This is a genomic window from Proteus sp. TSJ240517, from assembly GCF_047921575.1.
In the GTDB taxonomy this organism is placed as follows: domain Bacteria; phylum Pseudomonadota; class Gammaproteobacteria; order Enterobacterales; family Enterobacteriaceae; genus Proteus.
Map to the genome: position 1 here is coordinate 29,332 of NZ_JBLRMH010000003.1, position 22,721 is coordinate 52,052.

23 protein-coding genes are annotated in these 22,721 nt (G+C 40.2%); 5 read left to right on the forward strand and 18 right to left on the reverse strand.

Annotated elements, in window-relative coordinates:
- Window positions 1-19 precede the first annotated feature (19 nt).
- From crcB to rsfS, 10 genes are all read right to left on the reverse strand, one after another.
- The gene (crcB, locus tag ACNARN_RS06430) at window positions 20-394 is read right to left on the reverse strand and encodes a fluoride efflux transporter CrcB (protein WP_023581134.1); all 375 of its coding nucleotides are present in this window, start codon (window positions 392-394) and stop codon (window positions 20-22) included.
- A 13-nt stretch (window positions 395-407) separates the two neighbouring features.
- On the reverse strand, window positions 408-1,373 hold the full coding sequence (gene lipA, locus ACNARN_RS06435) for a lipoyl synthase (protein WP_075671558.1): 966 nt from the start codon (window positions 1,371-1,373) through the stop codon (window positions 408-410).
- A 101-nt stretch (window positions 1,374-1,474) separates the two neighbouring features.
- Window positions 1,475-2,119 carry a lipoyl(octanoyl) transferase LipB gene (gene lipB, locus ACNARN_RS06440; RefSeq protein WP_109374076.1) on the reverse strand — a complete coding sequence of 215 codons (645 nt, stop codon included), beginning with the start codon at window positions 2,117-2,119 and terminating at the stop codon, window positions 1,475-1,477.
- A 163-nt stretch (window positions 2,120-2,282) separates the two neighbouring features.
- Window positions 2,283-2,546, reverse strand: coding sequence for a DUF493 family protein YbeD (ybeD, locus tag ACNARN_RS06445; protein WP_036912266.1), 264 nt, complete (start codon window positions 2,544-2,546; stop codon window positions 2,283-2,285).
- A gap of 200 nt (window positions 2,547-2,746) precedes the next feature.
- Window positions 2,747-3,958 carry a D-alanyl-D-alanine carboxypeptidase DacA gene (gene dacA / locus ACNARN_RS06450; RefSeq protein ID WP_198620382.1) on the reverse strand — a complete coding sequence of 404 codons (1,212 nt, stop codon included), beginning with the start codon at window positions 3,956-3,958 and terminating at the stop codon, window positions 2,747-2,749.
- Between the two features lie 122 nt (window positions 3,959-4,080).
- A complete protein-coding gene (gene rlpA / locus ACNARN_RS06455) occupies window positions 4,081-5,082 on the reverse strand; it encodes an endolytic peptidoglycan transglycosylase RlpA (RefSeq protein ID WP_416304256.1) in 1,002 nt (333 codons plus the stop codon).
- A 10-nt stretch (window positions 5,083-5,092) separates the two neighbouring features.
- Window positions 5,093-6,205, reverse strand: a complete 1,113-nt coding sequence (gene mrdB, locus ACNARN_RS06460; RefSeq protein ID WP_198620384.1) for a peptidoglycan glycosyltransferase MrdB — start codon at window positions 6,203-6,205, stop codon at window positions 5,093-5,095.
- A 5-nt stretch (window positions 6,206-6,210) separates the two neighbouring features.
- Window positions 6,211-8,106: a peptidoglycan DD-transpeptidase MrdA gene (gene mrdA / locus ACNARN_RS06465; RefSeq protein ID WP_198620385.1), complete on the reverse strand. Its 1,896-nt coding sequence runs from the start codon at window positions 8,104-8,106 to the stop codon at window positions 6,211-6,213.
- A 38-nt stretch (window positions 8,107-8,144) separates the two neighbouring features.
- Window positions 8,145-8,615, reverse strand: coding sequence for a 23S rRNA (pseudouridine(1915)-N(3))-methyltransferase RlmH (rlmH, locus tag ACNARN_RS06470; protein WP_196748371.1), 471 nt, complete (start codon window positions 8,613-8,615; stop codon window positions 8,145-8,147).
- Between the two features lie 2 nt (window positions 8,616-8,617).
- Window positions 8,618-8,944 (reverse strand): ribosome silencing factor, encoded by a 327-nt coding sequence (gene rsfS, locus ACNARN_RS06475; protein WP_006537732.1) that lies wholly within the window; start codon window positions 8,942-8,944, stop codon window positions 8,618-8,620.
- 515 nt (window positions 8,945-9,459) lie between these two features.
- On the opposite strand from rsfS, the gene ACNARN_RS06480 reads away from it, so the two are divergent.
- Window positions 9,460-10,206 carry a YbgA family protein gene (locus ACNARN_RS06480; RefSeq protein WP_416304257.1) on the forward strand — a complete coding sequence of 249 codons (747 nt, stop codon included), beginning with the start codon at window positions 9,460-9,462 and terminating at the stop codon, window positions 10,204-10,206.
- Window positions 10,207-10,216: 10 nt separating this feature from the next.
- Here ACNARN_RS06480 and nadD read toward each other — a convergent pair whose 3' ends face one another.
- From nadD to ACNARN_RS06520, 8 genes are all read right to left on the reverse strand, one after another.
- Window positions 10,217-10,888 carry a nicotinate-nucleotide adenylyltransferase gene (gene nadD / locus ACNARN_RS06485; protein WP_198626106.1) on the reverse strand — a complete coding sequence of 224 codons (672 nt, stop codon included), beginning with the start codon at window positions 10,886-10,888 and terminating at the stop codon, window positions 10,217-10,219.
- A complete protein-coding gene (gene holA / locus ACNARN_RS06490) occupies window positions 10,881-11,915 on the reverse strand; it encodes a DNA polymerase III subunit delta (RefSeq protein ID WP_198620389.1) in 1,035 nt (344 codons plus the stop codon). The genes nadD and holA overlap by 8 nt, the downstream gene beginning before the upstream one ends.
- Entirely contained in the window at window positions 11,912-12,460 is a 549-nt protein-coding gene (gene lptE, locus ACNARN_RS06495) for an LPS assembly lipoprotein LptE (RefSeq protein WP_198620390.1), read from the reverse strand. Before lptE ends, holA begins: the two co-directional genes overlap by 4 nt.
- A gap of 12 nt (window positions 12,461-12,472) precedes the next feature.
- Window positions 12,473-15,055, reverse strand: coding sequence for a leucine--tRNA ligase (leuS, locus tag ACNARN_RS06500; protein ID WP_198620391.1), 2,583 nt, complete (start codon window positions 15,053-15,055; stop codon window positions 12,473-12,475).
- 326 nt (window positions 15,056-15,381) lie between these two features.
- A complete protein-coding gene (locus tag ACNARN_RS06505; RefSeq protein WP_416304258.1) occupies window positions 15,382-16,107 on the reverse strand; it encodes an amino acid ABC transporter ATP-binding protein in 726 nt (241 codons plus the stop codon).
- Window positions 16,108-16,782, reverse strand: coding sequence for a glutamate/aspartate ABC transporter permease GltK (gene gltK / locus ACNARN_RS06510; RefSeq protein WP_023581146.1), 675 nt, complete (start codon window positions 16,780-16,782; stop codon window positions 16,108-16,110).
- Complete coding sequence (locus ACNARN_RS06515) at window positions 16,782-17,522, reverse strand: amino acid ABC transporter permease (protein WP_416304259.1); 741 nt, start codon at window positions 17,520-17,522, stop codon at window positions 16,782-16,784. The genes gltK and ACNARN_RS06515 overlap by 1 nt, the downstream gene beginning before the upstream one ends.
- 116 nt (window positions 17,523-17,638) lie before the next feature.
- The gene (locus tag ACNARN_RS06520) at window positions 17,639-18,532 is read right to left on the reverse strand and encodes an amino acid ABC transporter substrate-binding protein (RefSeq protein ID WP_109374089.1); all 894 of its coding nucleotides are present in this window, start codon (window positions 18,530-18,532) and stop codon (window positions 17,639-17,641) included.
- A 365-nt stretch (window positions 18,533-18,897) separates the two neighbouring features.
- Between ACNARN_RS06520 and ACNARN_RS06525 the strand changes: the two genes are divergently transcribed.
- From ACNARN_RS06525 to ACNARN_RS06540, 4 genes are all read left to right on the forward strand, one after another.
- Window positions 18,898-19,287 carry a metal resistance protein gene (locus tag ACNARN_RS06525; RefSeq protein WP_196534176.1) on the forward strand — a complete coding sequence of 130 codons (390 nt, stop codon included), beginning with the start codon at window positions 18,898-18,900 and terminating at the stop codon, window positions 19,285-19,287.
- Window positions 19,288-19,371: 84 nt separating this feature from the next.
- Complete coding sequence (locus ACNARN_RS06530) at window positions 19,372-21,411, forward strand: protein-disulfide reductase DsbD family protein (protein WP_198632552.1); 2,040 nt, start codon at window positions 19,372-19,374, stop codon at window positions 21,409-21,411.
- Window positions 21,411-22,142 carry a DsbA family protein gene (locus ACNARN_RS06535; protein WP_416304260.1) on the forward strand — a complete coding sequence of 244 codons (732 nt, stop codon included), beginning with the start codon at window positions 21,411-21,413 and terminating at the stop codon, window positions 22,140-22,142. Before ACNARN_RS06530 ends, ACNARN_RS06535 begins: the two co-directional genes overlap by 1 nt.
- The gene (locus ACNARN_RS06540) at window positions 22,142-22,645 is read left to right on the forward strand and encodes a protein disulfide oxidoreductase (protein WP_416304261.1); all 504 of its coding nucleotides are present in this window, start codon (window positions 22,142-22,144) and stop codon (window positions 22,643-22,645) included. Before ACNARN_RS06535 ends, ACNARN_RS06540 begins: the two co-directional genes overlap by 1 nt.
- Window positions 22,646-22,721: the final 76 nt, after the last annotated feature.

Below are 22,721 nucleotides of genomic sequence, written 5' to 3' on the forward strand. Positions count from 1 at the left end.
ATTTTTTACATTCCGAGTATTACATCTCTCGTAGTAACCAAAACGCAAATGCGGTCATTAAAAATGAACCCGCCAAGTTAGCACCCATCGTACTTAATGCCCATCCTATCTTTCCTTCAGTTAAGAGTGCGACAACTTCGACAGAAAAGGTTGAAAATGTTGTCAGACCGCCACAAAAGCCCGTAGTTAGCATAATTTTCCAAATAGGATCAATATGTGGCGCTTTGCTAAACCAAGCGATACCAAAGGCAATAATAAAAGCACCAATACAGTTAGCAATAAAGGTGCCTGTAGCAAAATGAGGAAAAATAGAATTTAGGCGGTAACTAATCAGCCAGCGCAATACGCTACCTAAACCACCACCTATAAATACAGCAATTGCAATGTTAAGCATGAGAGATTAATTGTTATTTAACCTCAATCCCCTGAGCTTGAAGATCAGCATGATAAGACGAGCGAACAAACGGCCCACAAGCTGCATGGGTAAAGCCCATCGCAAGTGCTTGCTCTTTCATATATTCAAACTCATCAGGACTGACGTAGCGTTGAACAGGAAGATGGTGACGACTTGGCTGTAAATATTGCCCTAATGTCAGCATCGTTACCCCATGTTTACGCAGATCACGCATAACGTCAATAATTTCTTCGTTGGTTTCCCCAAGGCCGACCATTAAACCCGACTTAGTAGGAATATCAGGGTGAGCTTGCTTAAAACGCTCTAACAATGTCAATGACCATTGATAGTTAGCACCTGGGCGTACTTGACGATAAACGCGAGGAACGTTCTCTAAGTTATGGTTGAAGACATCAGGTGGTGTGTCTGTGAGGATCTCAAGTGCTTTATCCATACGACCACGGAAGTCAGGGACTAATGTTTCAATACGGATCGTTGGATTTTTTGCACGAATCGCAGCAATACAATCAGCAAAATGTTGAGCACCGCCATCACGTAAATCATCGCGGTCTACGGAAGTAATTACGACGTAGCGTAACCCCATATCTTTAATCGTCTGAGCGAGTTTTTCTGGCTCTTGCGGATCGGGGGCATTTGGGCGGCCATGAGCAACATCGCAGAATGGGCAACGGCGTGTACAGATCGCGCCTAAGATCATAAAGGTTGCTGTTCCGTGGTTAAAGCATTCTGCAAGGTTAGGACAAGAGGCTTCTTCACAGACGGAATGAAGACCATTTTTACGCATTGCTGCTTTGATACCCTGAATTTTACTTGAGTCAGCGGGTAACTTTATTTTCATCCAATCAGGTTTGCGTAGCAGTTGTTCACGTTCTGTAGCGACTGTTTTAACAGGAATAAGTGCCATTTTATCGGCGTCGCGATATTTAACTCCGCGTTCCATCTGAATAGGTTTACTCATAATTGTGCCAGTTCCAGTTATCTAGAGTGATTAACACGATGTGACTGAGGTAATCAGGGTTTTAAAAAAATATGACAAATGTTAAAAAAATTATAGCATTTTTATTGCTGTGGTTGGAATCCTAGTTGTGTACAAAAATGCTTAACTAATAACGGTGCTACCTGTGTCGTTGTCGTATTTGGTGCAAAATCAATTAACTGCGTCATTTTTAGATCAGAATAACCACAAGGATTTATTCGTGCAAAAGGGGATAAATCCATATCGATATTGAGCGCAAGTCCATGAAAGGAGCAACCTTTACGAATGCGTAATCCTAAAGAGCAAATTTTATCACCCTTTACATAAACGCCGGGCGCATCAACACGAGCATAAGCTTCTACATTAAACTCCGCTAGCGTATCAATAACGGTGTTTTCAAGAGCAGTGACTAATTGACGAACACCTACATGATTGCGTTTTAAATCAATTAAAACATACATTACTTGTTGACCAGGGCCATGATAAGTCACTTGACCACCACGATCAGATTGAATAACAGGAATAGACCCCGTATTTAATAAGTGTTCAGCTTTACCTGCTTGGCCTTGGGTAAAAACCTGTTCATGTTGAACGAGCCATATTTCATCAGGTGTGTGACTTTCCCGTTTTTCCGTAAACTGATGCATAGAATCAGAAACCGGTAAATAGGGTTTCACACCTAATTGGCGAATAATGATTGTCTTGTCTTGCACCGTGAAAATCTTCATTTGTAGCGTAATTGTGAAGAGCAGTATAACGCTCCAGTAAATGAACTACCAGATTGAGATGTTTTTTTTCCTCGGTAGGATTAAAAATGAAGGGATGCAGAATAAGAAAAAGCGCCTTAATGATAAAAGGCGCTTTTAAAAAGTTATCTATTAAAAGAAGAGATTACAGAACCATACGTACCAGTTCAAGTTCACCTAATTCTTTATATAACGTTTCTACTTGATCGATATGAGTTGCGTTGATGGTAATAGAAACAGAGTGGTAATTACCTTTGCTACTTGGTTTCACTGAAGGTGTGTAATCACCAGGAGCGTGGCGTTGAATAACTTCAACGACTTGATCCACTAATTCTGGTTTTGCGTGACCCATCACTTTATAAGTGAAAGAACATGGGAACTCTAACAGTTCGTTTAATTTTGTTTTCATCATAATGTAATTCCTTAAGACAACAGGTGCTGTTGTTTTAATAATTTATGTCTACACCTAATCTTAGCAAATAAAAAGCGCATTCCTTAAATAATAAGGAATGCGATACTGGTAATTAGGGTAAATATGGAAATGGTAAATGTGTTTGTGCCAATATCTAGATAATAGTTATATGTGGTCACATTTACCTTTTTCAAGCCTTAGCCAAACCAGTGTGAGAATAATAATTTGATGTAGTCGATAATACGACTAAAGAAGCCACCTTCTTTTACTTCATTCATCACAACAAGCGGACGTTGTTCAATAACTTGACCATCAAGTTGGAAATTAATTGTTCCCACAACTTGGTTTTTGGTCACTGGTGCATGTAATTCTACATTATCAAGAACATAGCTTGCTTTTAAATCTTTTAAACGACCACGAGGAATAGTTAAATAAACATCTTTATCTACCCCTAATTGTACTTTATCTGTTTCGCCATACCAGATAGGCTCAGCAGCGAATTCTTTACCCACTTGCAATGGTTTTACGGTTTCAAAGAAACGGAAACCCCAAGTGAGTAATTTTTTACTTTCGGCATCACGACCTTTAGATGAGTGACCACCCATAACCGCAGAAATTAAACGCATATCGCCTTCAGTTGCAGAAGCGACAAGGTTATAGCCAGCAGATGCAGTATGGCCTGTTTTAATACCATCAACGTTTAAACTGGTATCCCACAACAAACCATTTCGGTTAGTTTGGCGGATATTGTTGTAGGTGTACTCTTTTTCTTTATAGATAGCATACTCATCAGGTACATCACGAATTAATGCCGCACCAATTAGCGCCATATCGCGAGCCGAGCTGTATTGTCCTGGGGCATCAAGACCATGAACGGTTTGGAATTGTGTATTTTGTAAACCTAGGCGTTTAACGTAATCGTTCATCATGGTCACAAACGTATCTTGGCTGCCCGCAACATAAGAGGCCATTGCGACACAAGCATCATTACCTGATTGTAAGTTAATGCCGCGAGTTAACTGTGCAACTGTAACTTGATCACCCGGTTTTAAGAACATTAAAGAAGAGCCACGAAAAACAGGATTACCCGTTGCCCATGCTTCTTCACCAATGGGTACGATATCGCTATTAGAGATTTTACCTGCACGAATAGATTGACCGATAACATAGCTGGTCATCATCTTGGTTAAACTTGCAGGATCACGGCGAACATCGGCATTCATTTCAGCCAGTACTTTCCCAGAATTATAATCAATAAGAATATAAGATTCGGCTTCGATACTAGGAACAGCGGGTATCATTGTTTTTAGGGAATCTTCCGCAATACTTTGATGACTTACTGTGAGTAAAGCAAAAGTGGCACTTAATAGGCTTGTTCTTAGTAATTTTGCTGGGAGTATCTGTTTCATTCTGTTTGTTTAATCCGAAAATTCAGGGAAAAATAGGGACTGATAAATAAAATATCAGCAAACCCAGACGATTCTACGCTTGAATTTGCTGATATAAAAAGGATTTTACGTAAAATTATCCTTTATTGGGTAATAATAAACCCAGTGATATCTTTAACTTGTTTCAGCTTGCTTTTTATCACTTCGGCTTGATCCTTAGATGAATAAGGGCCGAGTTGCACTTTATATAATCCATCTGTTTTATTGATCACACCTTGGGTACTAACTGATGATGCTAAATCATCTAGCCAACGTTGTGCGTTATTTTCATTACTGAGAGCACCGACTTGAACATAAAAGCCTTGTGCTATGGAATTTGAGGATAATACTGGTTTTGGCGCTTTTGTTTCTGTCTCTACTGGAGCGGGCATTGGAACTGGCGCTGGCGTTGTAGTTTGGGCTGGAACTGGCGTTGGAGCAGGTGGCTCAACTGGCATATTGTTGTTGGTAGGCGTTGATGTCGCTAATGGCGCTGGCGTTGCTGGTTGAGCATTAAAATTAGGACGCTCAGGTAATGCCGTTGTTTTTTTCTCTATCTGCGCACCATGTGTACCAATACCACTCATATGGCCAGTTTGGTCAACAACAATTCCTTCAATAAGCAATGGAGTTGTCGGCATTAAACGTAAGCTATCAGAAACCGCTGGCGTAACTTGGATTTGTTTTCCATTAACATAGGGGCCTCGGTCGTTAATACGTACAACCATTGTGCGCCCATTGAGCAAGTTTGTGATTTTCGCATAGCTTGGGATCGGTAATGTAGGATGCGCAGCGGCAAATTCATAGGGATTTACGCGCTCACCAATGGTAGTTAAACGACTCATCGCTAAACTATCATAGACAACCGCTTCTCCTCGTTCACTGAAGTTTGCAGGATCAGTCACAATACGGTAAACCACCCCATTTTTTCGGTAATCTTGATTTGCCGTAGGGTGATAAGGCTCGTAACGAGGCTCTGCACCGAGAACACGTTGAGCTGGCACATTGGGTAATGGTGCTGGCTGTTTATTGGTATTCTGCTTATCAATAACACACCCTGACAGTAGCAATGCACTGATACCAATCAAAACCCATTGCAGACGCATAAAAACCTCATTATAAACTTTTCGATAGTAGTTTTCGGTGTGTATGAATTGACATCACGATACCAAACCCTGCCATTAACACAATAAGGGCGGAGCCTCCATAACTCATCAGCGGTAACGGAACCCCCACAACAGGAAGGATGCCACTCACCATTCCTATGTTGACAAAAACATAGACAAAGAAAATTAGCATTAACCCGCCAATCATTACTCTACCAAATGTATTTTGTGCTTTCGTCGCAAGGTAAAGGCCTCGCGCGATTAAGAGTACATAGAGAGTCAGTAGTATCAAAACACCAATTAATCCGAGTTCTTCAGCCAATACAGCAAAAATAAAGTCTGTATGGCGCTCTGGTAAGAATTCTAATTGAGATTGAGTGCCTTGTAACCATCCTTTTCCATGTAATCCACCAGAACCAATGGCAATTTTAGATTGGATGATATGATATCCTGCGCCAAGCGGGTCTGATTCGGGGTCCAGAAGCATCATTACCCGTGCTTGCTGGTAATCATGCATGAGGAAAAACCAAAGTATGGGGATAAAGGCGGCAACAAGTACAATTGCGATAGTAATAAGACGCCAGCTCATTCCAGCAAGGAAAAGAACAAATAGCCCTGAAGCAGCAACAAGGATGGATGTCCCCAAATCGGGCTGAGCTGCAACTAATAATGTTGGAACAAAAATAATGACCAGAGCAATGGCGGTATTACGTAACGTAGGTGGGCACACATCTCGATTCATAAATCGCGCCACCATCAAAGGAACGGCAATTTTAGCAATTTCTGAGGGCTGAAAACGTACAATACCTAAATCGAGCCAGCGTTGTGCTCCCTTGCTGATTTGTCCGAAAACATCAACGAGGATCAATAAGATAACGCAAAAGAAAAAGAGATGAGGCGCCCAACTTTCATAAACTCGGGGAGGGATTTGTGCCATGATGATCATGACCATAAATCCCATTGCTATTTGTCCTAACTTACGTTGCATCATTTCTGGATCTTGCCCGCTGGCACTCCACATAATAAATGCGCTGTATCCTAATAAAGCAATAATGCAAAGTAAGAATAGAGGATCGATATGGATCCGTGTCCAGAAGGATTTTTTCTTATTATTTTCAGTCATGAGTATTATTCCTCTGAACCACGCGGTGCTGGTGGAGAAGCTGGCAATACCGTGTTGTTATCACCAAGGAGAATGTGGTCAAGAATTTGTCTTGTAATATCACCGACAGAAGGGCCTGCGCCACCATTTTCTAGGATAATAGAGATGGCTACGGTCGGCTTATCATAAGGCGCAAAGGCAATCATCAGTTTGTGGTCACGAAGATGTTCAGCCAATTGGCTCGCATTGTAGGTTTCGTAACTAAACACCTGTGCAGTTCCCGATTTTGCTGCTACTTTATAAGGCGCATCAGCAAAACTTCGGCGACCTGTACCATTAGGGAAGTTAGCCACACCATACATACCGTGTTTTGCTAATTCCCAATAACCTGAGTTGATATCGCCAATTTGGCGTGTTTCGGTATCAACATAAGGCAACATTTCATTGCCAAGTTTTGTACCGTAAAGTAGGTGAGGGGTTTTAACTTGACCATCATTAATCAATGTCATTAAAGCTTTCGCCATTTGAATTGGCGTTGCTGTCCAATAACCTTGCCCAATCCCTACGGGGATCGTGTCACCTTGATACCAAGGCTTTTTATAACGTTGCTGTTTCCACTCACGCGTTGGCATGATGCCATTGCGTTCTTCGGATAGATCAATACCTGTATATTCGCCATAACCAAAGCGCCCCATCCAAGTTGATATACGATCAATTCCCATATCATAAGCAACTTGGTAGAAGAAGGTATCCGCAGATTCTACGATAGATTTTGTAACATTAAGTTTTCCATGTCCCCAACGTTTCCAATCTCGATAACGTTTTTCAGAGCCAGGAAGTTGCCACCAGCCGGGATCATGAATTGTTGTATTGGCTGTGATTACACCTTCACTTAATGCAGCAACAGACATAAACGGCTTTACGGTTGATGCAGGTGGATAAAGACCTTGGGTTGTACGGTTGATCAACGGTCTATCTGGATTATTTAGTAACCCTTGATATTCGCTGTTCGAAATCCCACCAACAAATAAGTTAGGATCATAACTAGGGTTCGATACAAGCGCTAAAATCTCACCATTGCGAGGATCGGTTACTACAACCGCAGCTCGGCTTGTGGTGAGTAATGTTTCAATATAGGTTTGCAGTTCAAGGTCGATGGTAAGATAGATATCTTTACCTGCCTGTGGAGGTTGCTCGTGTAACTGGCGAATAACTCGACCACGACTATTAACTTCAACCTCTTCATAGCCTGTTGTACCGTGCAAAACAGACTCATAATAACGTTCGATGCCTAACTTGCCGATATCATGAGTCGCAGCATAGTTAGGTGATAAACCTTCTTTATCAAGGCGTTCAACATCCTTATCGTTAATTTTTGCGACATAACCAATTACATGCGTTAATGCTGAACCATAAGGATAATAGCGACGTTGATAGCCTTTAATTTCTAAGCCAGGATAACGGTATTGATTGATAGCGAAACGTGCGACTTGTACTTGGCTTAATGTTGTTTTTAAGGCAATAGAACTAAATCGACGTGAGCGCTTGCGCTCTTTTTCAAATGCAGCAATATCTTCGTCCGTTAAGTCAACGACATCCCTTAAACTTTCAAGTGTTTCTTGTAAGTTTGTTACCTTCTCAGGCACAACTTCTAATTGATAGATAGTACGATTGAGCGCAAGAGGGATACCTTTGCGGTCGTAAATAATGCCTCTGCTGGGAGCAATCGGTACTAATTTAATTCGGTTATCATTTGAACGTGTTTGATAATCATCATGGCGAGCGATCTGTAAGTGATTGAGGTTAAAAACCAAAACTCCACTCAATATAATAATTACTGAAAATGCGACAATCACACGACGGATAAATAGCTTTGATTCCGCAGTATAATCTCGAAACGGGGTACGTTTTTTTCTTTTCATCCCATTTGACTTCACTTACTGACCCGCCAATTTATTGATTATTCACGATGATAAGGATGGTTTGTGGTAATGCTCCATGCTCGATAAAGGCTTTCTGCAACCACGACACGAACAAGGGGGTGTGGCATTGTTAAAGGAGATAAAGACCAGCTTTGTTCAGCCGCAGCTTTACAAGCGGGTGCTAATCCTTCGGGGCCACCAATGAGTAAGCTGACATTTCTACCATCAAGCTTCCATCGTTCAAGTTGTTCTGCAAGTTTTGGCGTATCCCAGCGAGCGCCAGGAATATCGAGAGTGACGATACGATTTCCTTTACCTACTGCTGCTAACATTTGTTCACCTTCTTTTTCGAGAATACGTTTAATATCCGCATTCTTCCCACGCTTACCTGCGGGGATCTCGATAAGTTCTAAAGGCATGTCTTTTGGGAATCGATTAAGATAATCCATAAAGCCGGTCTGTATCCAGTCCGGCATTTTTGTACCAACGGCAATGAGCTGTAATTTCAAACTCAGCTCCAGAGTTTTTCAAGTTCGTACATACGGCGACTATCTTCTTGCATGACGTGTACCATGGCTTCACCAAGATCAACGACAATCCAGTCAGAAACGCCTTGTCCTTCAACACCTAAAGGTTGTAATCCCGCTTCGCGGCAATCATCAACGAGATTATCTGCAACAGACATGAGGTGTCTGCTTGATGTACCCGTACAAATAATCATGTAATCAGTTACACTTGATTTTCCGCGGACATCTAATGCAATAATGTCTTGAGCTTTAGAATCTTCAAGTTTATCAATAATAAATTGCTGTAATTCAGAGCCTTGCAAAAGGATCACCTTTAATCTAATGAGTTAATTCAATCGAAAAATAACATACTCGTGATACTTCAAGTTGCAGCGTTGTTGACTACATTTATTCGCACTAGTTATATACTGTGGCATATGCCTAGCGACTTACTCCACTTGTTGTCTAACTGCATCTCAAATTATTTAGAATATGAATGCTATTTTAAAGGAATTTATACCAATAAATCTATTTTACTGGATGATTAATTCCAGTTAGCAATAACAAGAACATAAATCTCATTTTCTTGTTTTTCGACGTTTGATTTAGAAAAATTCATATATGCCCATTAACTGCGTCATAATAAATAACAAAAAGAAGGCAGATAAGAACTTTTTCGTTTAGACGACAGTTTTACCTTACAGTTCCCTTAAGGGAACAGAGGGTGAGAATAACAGCTAAACCTCGTCTGTCAATGCTGATTAAACACCTAATTAGCGTGTTTTGACTTTGTTACGTTTAGATTATACAGACTAATACTCATACTTTTTAGTTAGAGAGAAAAAGAATGGAAAGAAAAGAAAATTATCTCGGTCTATCTTCAGAAATTGTGAGTAACAGCGATCGCCAATTACAAGAAAAGTTAGCGTTACTTTGTCGTGTCGTTAAAGATGAAAAAATAGGCATTATGCGGATAGATTTCCAAAACAGAGATCATCCGTTGCCGATTTATGGTTATATCGGAAAAGAAGGGGACAGACTTGTTTCGCCATCAAGTTTTATTTTACCTCAATTAAGTCTTGAGCAACTTTTGCAGCCTATTGTTCTCGATCACTTTCTTACTCAATTCTTTGCACTATGCGATTATCAACAACAGGTTAATCAATCATTAAGTAAAGGGGCTTTGATTAAATTTCATAGTCGATATAAATATTTAATTATGGCTTATTCACAAGTGGCTTATCGTGAATTAGGGCGTTATATCGCTAATCTTTCTGACGAAATCTCTCTTGATGAAATTGCATCTAAATATCAACAAAAGTTAATGAAGGCATTAAGTGTTGCACCAAGTCGAGAAGGACAAACTAATGCATTAATGCATATGGCTGGGTACTTTAAGCGAGATCTGAGTTCGCAACAGAAACAAGAAATATCACAGACAATTTTGCTATATCGTCAAGGTGTCGTGCCTTTCTCTAAACCTTATGATTTACTCCAATATTGGTTAACCATTTACCCCGATGACTATTTGATTAACCAACGCTATTTTTCGCCTTATCCATCTGCTTTTAATTATTTAAGAGAACAACTTTAAAAAGAATACGTTATTTATAAAGTTGTTGTTGGCGAATATAGTTTTCAACGGAGTTGGGTAGCAAATCGTGGCAATCTAAACCTGCTTTGTGGCGAGCTCGAATGTCTGTCGCTGAAATATTATAAAGTGGTGTGTCAGCGAGGAATATTTTACCTGCGGGTAAGCAATGAATATCTTCTTGCTGTTTGGTTTGGTGCTTTTCCAACCATGCTTGCATTTGCGCTGATTCAAAATGAGTTTGATAACCAGGACGAGCACAAACTAATAAATGACACACGTCTAATAAACTTTCCCATTTGTGCCACGTATTTATTGAAAGCAATGAATCTTGACCAATAATAAAGGCTAAAGGTTGTTTCTCGCCAATTTCTTGTCTGAAGTCTCTTAATGTCTCGATGCTATAAGAGGGGGTTGGTTTTTCAAGCTCGCGGGTATCCACTTTAAAGGAGGAATACGGCTCAAGCGCAAGACGCACCATTTCAAGACGTTGTTGAGAGGATGCTTCTGGTTGAGGGCGATGAGGAGGAATATTGTTAGGTAACCAAATCACTTCTTTTAAACCAATTAATCCTGAGAGTGCTTCAACAGGACGCAAATGCCCATAATGAATAGGATCAAATGTACCACCATATAAAGCGATGGCTTGGTTAATTAAAGGTGTTGAGTGATTGGTTCTAGGCATGACTGACAAATCCTTCTGGTAGTGCTTTTCCACAAAGTAATAAGCCCAGAGCACTGAGCGAGGGCCAAACTGTCTGTCCGTAATCTTGCTTAATAGTAATTTCAATTGTTGCAAGTAATCGTATTGCTGTCAGCAATTGATGTTCAGATAAACGTTGTAGTGCTGCTGTGAATATTGGGCGTCGGTTTTGCCAAATTCGATGTTTATCAAAAATCGTTTTTAATGAAGCTGTTTTAGATTCACGATGTAGCGTAATCAGCTGCATTAACTCACGTTGTAAAGTTCTGAGTAAAATAACAGGTTCAGAGTCTTCTCTTTTGAGTTGTTGCAATATATGCCATGCACGTTGTGTTTTCCCTGCAAGTAATGCATCAACCCAGTGATAAGGGGTAAAATGTGACGCGTCATTGACCGCCGCTTCGACTCTTGGGAGCGTTAATTTACCGTCAGGGTACAACAGCGAAAGGCGCTCGATGGCTTGTGCTAGTGCTAGTAAATTTCCTTCATAACAGTAGCAAAGTAATTGATTACCTTGTTCATCCAGCGCTAACCCTTTTTGTTTTGCTCGACGCGCAACCCAAGTAGGTAATTTATCAAGCTCAGGTGTCAGACAAGAAACATAGGTTCCATGTTGGCTTAATGTTTTAAACCATTCACTGTTTTCTTGCGCTTTTGTGAGTTTATTGCCACGTAAAATCAACAATAAATCTTGATGCAATTCTTGAGATAGGCGAGTGAGTTTCTCTGACATCGCTGCATTGGGGCCATTTTCAGGTAAATGCAGTAAAAGAGATTGTCTTTGAGAAAAAAGGCTTAGCGATTGACAAAGCGAGTAAATTTCATTCCAGTCTGTATTATTATCAAGGGTAAATTGATAATGCTCGATAAATCCTTGGGATTTAGCGACGGATTGAATAGCATCTTGAGACTCTTGGAGTAATAGAGGTTCATTACCCCAGAGTAGGTAACTTTGGCGCAGCCCCTCTTGGAGCTGCGCATTCAGTTGTTCTGGATATAAGCGGATCATTTGGCTGGTGAGATTATCTGTTTTGCCTGCTCAGCTTGTACGGCTTTTTGGCGTTCAGCGTTGTGAACAACCAATAATTTACGCACTAATATTGCTGTCGCTTGTTCACGCATCTCTTGCTTGATAATGTCATTTTCAGCATCTTTCGCTAATGCTTCTAATGGGTTATCGAAGAATGGGCGTGAAACCTGTGATGAAATTGGGTAAATCGTACCATCAGGCATAATCACTTGCGCATCAAGCACAAATGTTAACTGACGTTCTGCTGATTTACCGTCTTGATACACAGATACGGTTTCTTTACTTTCTGATGAGCCGACAATTTTAAGAATAGGGATATTGGCTGTTGGATCCTCAACAAGCTGAACACCACTAAGTCTAAGTTGTTGACGCATTACTCGAGATAATGGGCCATAAGGGTCACCAGAGCTAAGATAAAGCGTTTTTAATTCTGCTGGAACCTGAGTTTTACCTTGAAGGTGAAAACCACAGCCAGCGGTGATTAACACCGCCAAACCGAAAAATAGCGAAAATAGATATCGCACTAGGCCTCCTTATCAGCCAACAACGATGTTCAGTAATTTGCCTGGAACATAGATGACTTTACGAATAGCCACATCTTCCAAGTATTTTGCAACACTGTACTCTTTTGTCGCCATTTCCTGAACATATTCTTTTTCTGAATTAGCCGGAACAGTAACACGACCACGAACTTTACCATTCACTTGAACGATAATCAGTTTAGTGTCATCAATCATGGCTTCTTCATCAGCAACAGGCCATGGCGCAACATCAACGTCTTCTTTGCCACCTAATGCTTGCCACATAACAAAACATGCATGAGGAATGATTGGAGAAAGCATACGAACAATCGCTTCTAATGCTTCTTGCATTAATGCACGATCTTGTTCTGTTTCTTGTGTTGCACGAGTTAATTTATTCATTAACTCCATAATGGCAGCAATCGCGGTGTTAAAGGCTAAACGACGACCTACGTCATCAGATACTTTCGCAATCGTTTTATGTAAGTCACGACGTAAATCTTTTTGTTCTTCTGTCAGTGTAGAAAGATCAAGAGACTGTGTCGCTCCTTTTTGAGTGTGCTCGTGAACTAAACGCCATAAACGACGTAAGAAACGGTTTGCACCTTCAACGCTAGATTCTTGCCATTCCAGTGTTAATTCTGGTGGAGCAGCAAACATCATAAATAAACGAACGGTATCTGCACCATAACGTTCAACCATAGTTTGTGGGTCGATACCGTTATTTTTAGATTTAGACATTTTGCTCATGCCAGCATAAGTCAATTCATGACCTTCGCTGTCAGTCGCTTTAATGATGCGATTTTTCTCATCACGTTCAACAATCGCTTCAGTAGGAGATACCCAATGGCGAGCACCATCTTCACCAGTGTGATAGAACGCATCCGCTAATACCATGCCTTGGCACAGTAAGCGTTTTGCTGGTTCATCCGAGTTTACTAAACCGGCATCACGCATCAGTTTATGGAAGAAGCGGAAATACATTAAGTGCATGATGGCGTGTTCAATACCACCAATATACCAGTCAACAGGTAACCAATAGTTAGCTGCTTTAGGATCTAACATGCCTTTATCGTAATCAGGGCAGGTATAACGAGCGTAATACCAAGAAGATTCCATAAAGGTGTCAAAAGTATCCGTTTCACGCAGCGCAGGTTGACCATTAATTGTGGTTTTTGCCCACTCAGGATCTGCTTTGATTGGGCTAGTGATCCCGTCCATTTTGACATCTTCTGGCAGGATAACTGGCAGTTGATCTTCAGGAACAGGAACAACAGTGCCGTCTTCTAAAGTCGCCATTGGAATTGGCGCACCCCAGTAACGTTGACGAGAAACACCCCAGTCACGTAAACGGTAGTTAACTTTGCGCTCACCAACACCCATTTGTGCCAGTTTATCAGCAATAGCGTTAAAGCCAGCTTGGTTATCAAGACCTGTGAATTCACCAGAGTTAATCAGGCTATTTCTTTCAGTGAATACACTGGCAGAGACATCTGGTTGGTTACCTTCAGCATCTGCAATAACAGCTTTAATTGGTAAATTGTATTTAGTTGCAAATTCCCAGTCACGTTCATCATGACCTGGAACCGCCATTACAGCACCCGTGCCGTATTCCATTAAGACAAAGTTAGCAACCCAAATAGCGACTTTTTCTTTAGTTAATGGGTGAATAGCGTAAAGGCCTGTTGCAATCCCTTTTTTCTCCATTGTTGCCATATCGGCTTCTGCCATTTTCATGTTACGGCATTCATCAATGAATTGTTGAATTTCAGGATTATTTTGAGCAGCTTTTTGCGCTAATGGGTGACCTGCTGCAACTGCAACATAAGTGACACCCATAAATGTATCTGGACGCGTTGTATAAACGGTCATTGTGTCGTTGCTGTCAGCAACATCAAATTTAATTTCGACACCTTCAGAGCGACCAATCCAGTTACGTTGCATGGTCTTAACTTGTTCAGGCCACTCATCTAACGTATCTAAATCGTTTAACAGCTCTTCGGCATACTCGGTAATTTTGATAAACCACTGTGGGATTTCTTTACGCTCAACAGGGGTATCACAACGCCAGCAGCAGCCATCGATAACTTGTTCGTTGGCTAAAACTGTTAAGTCGTGTGGGCACCAGTTAACAGCAGAGGTCTTTTTATAAACTAAGCCTTTTTCATATAACTTAGTAAAAAACCACTGTTCCCAGCGATAATATTCTGGTGTACAGGTAGTGACTTCACGATCCCAATCGTAACCAAAACCCAGTTTTTTTAACTGGTTTTTCATGTAATTGATGTTTTCGTAAGTCCATGGTGCAGGGGCGGTTTTATTTTTTACTGCGGCACCTTCTGCTGGTAAGCCAAACGCATCCCAACCAATAGGCTGTAAGACGTTTTTACCTAGCATACGTTGATAACGGGAAATCACGTCACCAATGGTGTAGTTACGGACGTGTCCCATGTGTAGTCGGCCAGAAGGATAAGGTAGCATTGACAGGCAGTAATATTTTTCTTTGTTATTATCTTCTGTCACTTTAAATGTATTGTTCTTTTCCCAGTGTTCCTGGATAGTTTGCTCTATATCTTCGGGACGATATTGTTCTTGCATGGCACCGATAATCCTATGGTGAATTAATGGCTACCGGAGGGTAACCGCTATTATGAAATTAAGACTTGCATAGCATAGCTGATTTTGTCTAATAGCCACAACTATTGATCTCAATGAAAGCCACTGTTTGCATAACTTTTTCAAGACAATTGCGAGATATCTTGGAAAGAGTTAGAGCAAAAAGACAATAAATGCGTATTTTCTGAAAAAATAATAGGAATATTGCGAAAAAAGAAGATTATTTGATATTTAGTTGCGAGGTTAATCGAAATTATTATTTGGGGCTGACGTGCTGAAAAAGCACGCCAGCAGAGGAGATGTGGGGGTTAGTGTAGAATTTTAGCGAGGAAATCTTTTGCTCGCGCTGATTTTGGATTATCAAAAAAGTCATTTTTAGGTCTATCTTCCACAATTCGACCTTCATCCATAAAAATAATACGGTCAGCAACTTTTTTAGCAAAACCCATTTCATGGCTCACTACCATCATTGTCATACCTTCATTTGCAAGCTCTACCATTACATCAAGTACTTCATTAATCATTTCAGGATCAAGCGCTGATGTTGGTTCATCAAATAACATTGCAATAGGGTCCATGCATAATGCGCGAGCGATGGCGACACGTTGTTGTTGGCCACCAGAAAGCTGAGCTGGATATTTGTTAGCATGGCTTGCTAATCCTACTCGCTCTAATAGCTTTAATCCTTTCTCTTTTGCGGCACCTTTCTCTCTATTAAGCACTTTAACTTGTGCCAGTGTAAGATTTTCAATAATAGAGAGGTGAGGGAATAGTTCAAAATGTTGGAAAACCATACCCACTTTTGCTCGTAATTTAGCAAGATCAGTATGCTTGTCATTTACTTTGATTTCATTAACAAAGATCTCGCCTTGTTGTATCGGCTCTAAGCCATTCACTGTTTTGATCAGTGTTGATTTACCTGATCCAGAAGGTCCACAGACAACAACAACTTCCCCCTTTTTAACTTCAGTGGAACATTCAGTCAGTACTTGAAACTGACCATACCATTTGGATACGTCTTTTAGGGAAATCATCTAGGTAGTCCTTTTTTTAAGAAAGTTTACTAACATCGAAGCAGCGAAGCTAATGACAAAATAAACAAAACCAGCAAAGAGGATCATTTCAACTTGTGTACCATCTCGTTCTCCAATATTTGCCGCTGTTCTGAAAAAGTCAGTAAGACTTAAAACGTAAACCAAGGATGTATCTTGGAATAATACAATTCCTTGAGTCAGTAAAAGCGGGATCATGGCTCGAAAGGCTTGAGGTAGGATCACTAAACGCATGGTTTGTGATTTGGTCATACCTAACGCGAGTGAGGCTGAAAATTGTCCTTTGCTAATACTTTGAATACCTGCTCTTATAATTTCAGAGTAATAGGCCGCTTCAAACAAAGAGAACGCTATCATTGCTGAAATTAAACGGATATCACTTTTAGGTGAAAGTCCTAGAACATTTTGTAATATGTTAGGCACAATTAAATAAAACCACAGCAATACCATGACTAATGGGATAGAACGGAAGGTATTAACGTAAGCGGCTGCAAACCAGCTAATAGGCTTAAAGGTAGATAGGCGCATAACGGCAAGCACCGTTCCCCATAAAATACCGACCACAATAGCAGTGATAGTGATTTTTAGTGTGATAGCCATTCCATCGACTAAAAATGGTAGGCTTGGAACAACAGAACTCCAGTCAAATTCGTACATTATTGACCTCCTGTTGTGCTGGGTAAGCGAACGCGTTTTTCAAGCCAATGCATTATTAGCATAATGATGACATTGATAAATACATAGGCCAGAGTGATTGCTGTGAATGACTCATACGCTTTCGCGGAATAGTCGAGGAGTTTATTTGCTTGTGCCGCCATATCAATAAGTCCGATAGTAGAGGCAATCGCTGAGTTTTTCACGAGATTGAGCATTTCGGATGTCATTGGTGGAATAATGACTCGGTATGCATTGGGTAATAAAACATAACGATAAGTTTGAGGTAAAGTTAAGCCCAATGCTAAACCTGCGGCTTTTTGTCCGCGGGGTAATGAGTTTATTGCGGCTCTAACTTGTTCACACATACGCGCGGCGGTAAATAAACCTAAGCAGAGTGCTGATGAAACAAAAAATTGCACATTGGGCGCTAAGTCCATTTTAAACCAGTCGCCAATAGATTGAGGCAAGAGTTCAGGAATAACTAAATACCACGTAAAGAATTGAACAATAAGTGGTACGTTACGAAATAACTCAACATAAACAGTGCCTAAGCTTGAAAGCCAGCGATTAGGTACTGTGCGTAAAATTCCGAATAAAGAACCGACAAGAAAGGCGATAATCCAAGCGCATAAAGATAAGGCAATGGTGACTTGAAAGCCAGAAATCAGCCATCCTAAGTATGTGGTGTTTCCGAAAGGGGCTTCTTGGAAGAATATCCCCCAATCCCAATCAATCGACATGATTTCACCTCCGGTGAAAAAAGAGGGGCAGGGAACGGCTGCCCCAAACTTCACTGATCTGTCTGTCCAACAGATACTTTATAATTATTTATTTTGCATCAATTATTTATGTATTTTTAATTCAATGCCTTATCATTTGGTGATGCAAATAATGCTTTCATTTCATCAGAGATGGTGAATTCTAAGTTAAGATTTTTAGGTGGGATCGGTGCATTAAACCAGCGATTGAACGATTTTTCTGCTTCACCCGATTTTTGTGCTTGAGCGATAGTTTCATCAATTAGTGCTTTGAATTGAGCATCATCTTTACGCAACATACAACCATAAGCTTCTTCAGATTGCGGGGTTCCTACAATTTCCCACTCACCTGGTTTTTTCGCTTTAGCACGCTCACCAGCTAGTAATGCGTCATCCATCATAAAGGCAACAGCACGACCTGATTCAAGTGTACGGAATGAGTCTCCATGATCTTTTGCGCTGATAATGCGCATATTCATCTTTTTCTCATCATTTAATTTGTTGAGTAACATTTCAGACGTTGTTCCTGATGTTACGACAACGTTTTTACCTGACAAGTCAGCAAAATCTTTAATTCCACTGTCTTTTTTCGCCAGTAAACGTGTACCTACGATGAAAATAGTATTAGAGAAACCAGCTTGTTGCTGACGAGCTTCATTGTTGGTTGTTGAGCCACACTCAAAATCAAATGTGCCATTTTGTAATAATGGAATACGATTCTGAGACGTAATAGGAATGAGGCGAACTTGTAAGTTTGGTTTGCCTATTTTGTCTTTTACAGCCTGCACAATTAGGTTGGAATAGTCTTGCGAATAGCCAACGACTTTCTGTTGATTATCATAGTAAGAGAAAGGAACAGAGGATTCTCTGTGCCCAACAATAATAATATCGTTGTCATTGATTTTCTTTAAGGTTCCAGTGAGTTCTTCTGCCTGTACTGCTCCTGCCGCCCCTAAGATCATTAATGATAATGCTAGTTTACGCATGCGCATAATAACTCCTGTCGTGGTGATAAGTGATATTGGTGTTTTGCTTTGTGTTGCTTTTTTGTTTTAATTTGTTTTGATAATGTTAATAGATAGAACAAATAACATACTGTTGGGAAGTGCAATTTGTGAAATACGAGAGGTATCTCCCAATAAAAGAATGAAATCAAATGTAGTTGATTATTTTTTTGGAAGTTGTTTTCAATATTTAAAATTATTGTAGTAGAAACCTTATAGAAATAAAGGTTAAAGATGAAAATTTGAGATGATGCGAAAAATAAACTAAGTAGGGATTTGTAAAGTTTGTCTTAAGGAGTTGTTTGTCTGTGGATTACCGTTAAGATAGCGAGTCATATTGATGAGGAACATCTATGAGTAATTGGCGGTCAGGTCGCTGGCTAGTGGTGATAACAGTTTTGCTGATCTTATGTTGCATTGTTCAGCGTTCATTAGGTGCCCACATCATTAGTGAGCGCTTAGCAACAGCTGTTGCTCAAACACAATACCCACTATCAACACCAATTGCTGATGAGAATAGCGTAACAGAGCACACTTTTTCATTGTCTACCTGTGAATTAAGCGCCAAATCATTATTATCTGTTCCTCCATTAACAATAGAGCCATTTTTCCATTCATGGGTTGTATTACTATTGTTAAGCATGGCTGCTATCTATGTATCGCGTCAGCGTAATCAGAAAAAACACCATCATCCACCTCCACCAATCAGACTTCACCTTCATTATTGTATTTTGAGGGATTAGAAATTTCCTTTTAGCTAAAAGATTGCTCGTCTATTTTGGACGTGACTCTATGTGTAGCGTTGTAGGAATTTTTAGGGAGTTGTTATGTTTCGTTCTTTTGTTATGGCGTTGATATTAACGCTATTTACTTTATCTACTTCTCAAGCAGCAGATACAGGCTGGTTAACCACGCCTGATAATTCTCATGCACAAGTTAGGGCGACAGCACAAAAGTTCCCAACAGGTGATGTGAAAGTTTTACTTGAAGTACAGCTTGAGTCTGGATGGAAAACGTATTGGCGTTCTCCAGGAGAAGGTGGTGTTGCCCCTGAAATTAATTGGTCGCAAGATGTAAATGCAATGATTTGGCATTGGCCTTCGCCTTCAGCTTTTGATGTAGCAGGTATTCACACGCAAGGTTATGATAAACAAGTTATTTTCCCCATTGAGTTATCCCCTGTTCACGCTGATCGTTTAACAGGGGTTTTAACTTTATCAACATGTAGTAATGTCTGCATTCTGACTGACTACACTTTAGATTTAGATCTTACCGAACCTGTGCCTGCTGATTTTGAATGGCAATATAATCAGGCAATGGCCAAAATTCCTGTTGGAACGGGATTAATATCATCAGTTTCTTCTGGTTATAACAATAGCCAACTCACTATCTCTTTACAAAAAGAGCAAGGTGCTTGGGTTAAACCTAATATTTATCTCGATCCTCCTGAAGGTATGCTTTACGGTATTCCAAAATTAAAGCATCAAGATAAAAACTTATTTGTCACGGTTGATGTGACAGATGATTGGGGGGATGCTGCTGGTAATATCTCAGGTAAGGTACTTTCTTTTGTTATTACTGACCAAGATTTCTCTCGCCAAGTTAATGACATAATAGGGCATGGAAAAGAGGAGACTGCTCCATCTTCTAATTCAGGTATTGGGCTTTGGGGTATTCTTGCTTTTGCACTATTGGGCGGCTTAATTCTGAATTTAATGCCCTGCGTATTACCCGTACTTGCGATGAAAATGGGATCAATTTTACATCTCGAAAATCGTGATAAAGGCGTTATTCGCAAGCAATTTTCTGTTTCTGTTTTAGGTATTTTAGTCTCATTTTGGGCGCTAGCTCTGTTTATGACAGGCTTACGTTATAGCCAAGAAGCTTTAGGTTGGGGGATCCAATTCCAAAGTCCTTGGTTTATTGGCTTTATGGTATTAGTTACCGCTATTTTTACCGCAAATCTATTCGGATTATTTGAACTGCGTTTAAGTAGCAATATGAATACTAAAATGGCAACAGCGGGTGGACAAGGATATAGCCGACACTTTTGGGAAGGTGCATTTGCAACCTTACTCGCGACACCTTGCTCAGCACCGTTTTTAGGAACCGCAGTCGCTTATGCACTTATAGCGCCTCTAAATGAACTATGGCTTATTTTTACTGCCCTAGGAATTGGAATGAGTTTGCCTTGGATCTTAGTGGCAATCTTTCCATCTATCGCCAAAGTACTACCAAAACCAGGTAAATGGATGAATCGCCTAAGAGTTGTTTTGGGCTTTATGATGCTGTTGTCGAGTATTTGGCTAATAACGCTCTTGATCCCTCACTTAGGAATGCCAATAGTTGCAGGTATTTTTGTTATTATTGGGCTGTTGTTATTGTTTGCTATCGCAAAACATTATGGCAAAAAAGTATTATTGATTTCTACCGTGGTAGCCTTCCTTTTAGGGGGAAGCACCTATCTATTTGTGGAGCAACCAGCAAGCCAAACACTTGCGGGTCAAGATACGATAAATTGGCAACCTTTATCAGAAGAAGCGATACACCAAGCATTAGCAGAAAATAAACGCGTATTTGTTGATGTAACAGCAGATTGGTGTGTAACCTGCAAAGCAAACAAATACAATGTATTATTGCGAGAAGAGATCCAAACTGCACTTTCTGCGCCAGATATTGTTGCATTAAGAGGGGATTGGACTAAACCCTCCGATAAGATCACTCAATTTTTAAAACAACGTGGTCAAGTTGCAGTACCTTTTAACCAAGTTTATGGACCTTGCCATAAAGATGGCGTGGTTTTACCTCCTATTTTAAATAAAGATTCAACATTGACAGTTCTTTCTGAGGCTAAAGGAGCCCAATAATGAAAAAAACACTTTCTGCACTGGTTATCTCTTCGTTACTTTTTGGTGCAAATGTACAAGCAGCAGCGTTAAGTGCGGATCAGGAAAAAGAAGTTCGCGCGCTGGTTCGTGATACGTTAATTAAAAATCCAGAAATTTTGGAAGAAGCTATCACAGCATTACAAGCGCAAAAAGCAGATGAGCAACAAGCTCAATTCCGTACTGCATTAAAAGCAGAGCATGACGCATTATATAACGATGCAGCAAGCCCTCGTATTGGTGCCAAAGACGCTAAGTTAGTGTTGGTTTCTTTTACTGATTATAACTGTCCTTATTGCAAACGCTTCGACCCATTATTAGAACAAATCACAAAAGATTATCCTGAAGTTGCCGTGGTTATTAAACCACTGCCATTTAAAGGTGAAAGTTCTGCAAAAGCCTCTCAAGCTGTGCTTTCAGTTTGGAAAGAAGATCCGAAAGCATTCTTAGCATTACACCAACGTTTAATGCAGAAGAAAACAATGCTCGATAGCGCAAGTATTGATGATGCAATGAAAACAACCAATACAAGCAAAGTGAAATTAACCGATGAAAGCCTAAAAGTGTTACAAAACAACTTAGATCTTTCTCGTAAGTTAGGTATTCAAGGTACACCTGCAACGGTTGTTGGCGATATGGTTATCCCTGGTGCCGTTGATTACGCTCAGCTAGAAGTGATTGTTAAAGAACAACTGGCTAAAGTGAAAAAATAATGCGTAGTCGCTTACGAAAGTGGAGTAAAGAACTGATTGTTCTGATTGTCATTTTCGTTTTAGCTTCTTTTGCAATGGATTGGTGGCGTCAACCTACGCCACCAGCCTTAACGAATTTGCCTGAGCTATATACTGTTGATAATAAAGTTGTCTCTTTAGCTGAATTGAGTGCTGAAAAGCCTTTGTTAATCTATTTTTGGGCAACTTGGTGTGGGATTTGTAAACTAACAACTCCCTCAGTAAATTCGGTAGCACTAGATGGCTATAACGTGACATCTGTTGCGATCCGTTCTGGTGATAACGCAAAGTTAGAGCGCGGTATTCAGTCTAAAGGATTGGTCTTTCCTGTAATAAATGATAGTCGAGGAGAGATTTCTCAGCAGTGGGAAATTAGTGCAACACCTTCATTTGTTATTGTTTATAAAGGGGAAATGGTAGGCTTTACGAGCGGTTGGTCATCTTCGTGGGGATTAAAACTACGTTTATGGTGGGCTGGCCTTTGAACGGTATACAAGCAATCATTTTAAGCTTTAATCGATTAAAAATAACGGAATTCATTATTATATTGAATTCCGTTAT

Coding starts and splice junctions, on each gene's coding strand:
- crcB (WP_023581134.1), bottom strand. CDS start 394: ATGCTTAACATTGCAATTGCTGTATTTATAGGTGGTGGTTTAGGTAGC.
- lipA (WP_075671558.1), bottom strand. CDS start 1,373: ATGAGTAAACCTATTCAGATGGAACGCGGAGTTAAATATCGCGACGCC.
- lipB (WP_109374076.1), bottom strand. CDS start 2,119: ATGAAGATTTTCACGGTGCAAGACAAGACAATCATTATTCGCCAATTA.
- ybeD (WP_036912266.1), bottom strand. CDS start 2,546: ATGAAAACAAAATTAAACGAACTGTTAGAGTTCCCATGTTCTTTCACT.
- dacA (WP_198620382.1), bottom strand. CDS start 3,958: ATGAAACAGATACTCCCAGCAAAATTACTAAGAACAAGCCTATTAAGT.
- rlpA (WP_416304256.1), bottom strand. CDS start 5,082: ATGCGTCTGCAATGGGTTTTGATTGGTATCAGTGCATTGCTACTGTCA.
- mrdB (WP_198620384.1), bottom strand. CDS start 6,205: ATGACTGAAAATAATAAGAAAAAATCCTTCTGGACACGGATCCATATC.
- mrdA (WP_198620385.1), bottom strand. CDS start 8,106: ATGAAAAGAAAAAAACGTACCCCGTTTCGAGATTATACTGCGGAATCA.
- ACNARN_RS06480 (WP_416304257.1), top strand. CDS start 9,460: ATGGAAAGAAAAGAAAATTATCTCGGTCTATCTTCAGAAATTGTGAGT.
- nadD (WP_198626106.1), bottom strand. CDS start 10,888: ATGCCTAGAACCAATCACTCAACACCTTTAATTAACCAAGCCATCGCT.
- holA (WP_198620389.1), bottom strand. CDS start 11,915: ATGATCCGCTTATATCCAGAACAACTGAATGCGCAGCTCCAAGAGGGG.
- leuS (WP_198620391.1), bottom strand. CDS start 15,055: ATGCAAGAACAATATCGTCCCGAAGATATAGAGCAAACTATCCAGGAA.
- ACNARN_RS06505 (WP_416304258.1), bottom strand. CDS start 16,107: ATGATTTCCCTAAAAGACGTATCCAAATGGTATGGTCAGTTTCAAGTA.
- gltK (WP_023581146.1), bottom strand. CDS start 16,782: ATGTACGAATTTGACTGGAGTTCTGTTGTTCCAAGCCTACCATTTTTA.
- ACNARN_RS06515 (WP_416304259.1), bottom strand. CDS start 17,522: ATGTCGATTGATTGGGATTGGGGGATATTCTTCCAAGAAGCCCCTTTC.
- ACNARN_RS06520 (WP_109374089.1), bottom strand. CDS start 18,532: ATGCGCATGCGTAAACTAGCATTATCATTAATGATCTTAGGGGCGGCA.
- ACNARN_RS06525 (WP_196534176.1), top strand. CDS start 18,898: ATGAGTAATTGGCGGTCAGGTCGCTGGCTAGTGGTGATAACAGTTTTG.
- ACNARN_RS06530 (WP_198632552.1), top strand. CDS start 19,372: ATGTTTCGTTCTTTTGTTATGGCGTTGATATTAACGCTATTTACTTTA.
- ACNARN_RS06535 (WP_416304260.1), top strand. CDS start 21,411: ATGAAAAAAACACTTTCTGCACTGGTTATCTCTTCGTTACTTTTTGGT.
- ACNARN_RS06540 (WP_416304261.1), top strand. CDS start 22,142: ATGCGTAGTCGCTTACGAAAGTGGAGTAAAGAACTGATTGTTCTGATT.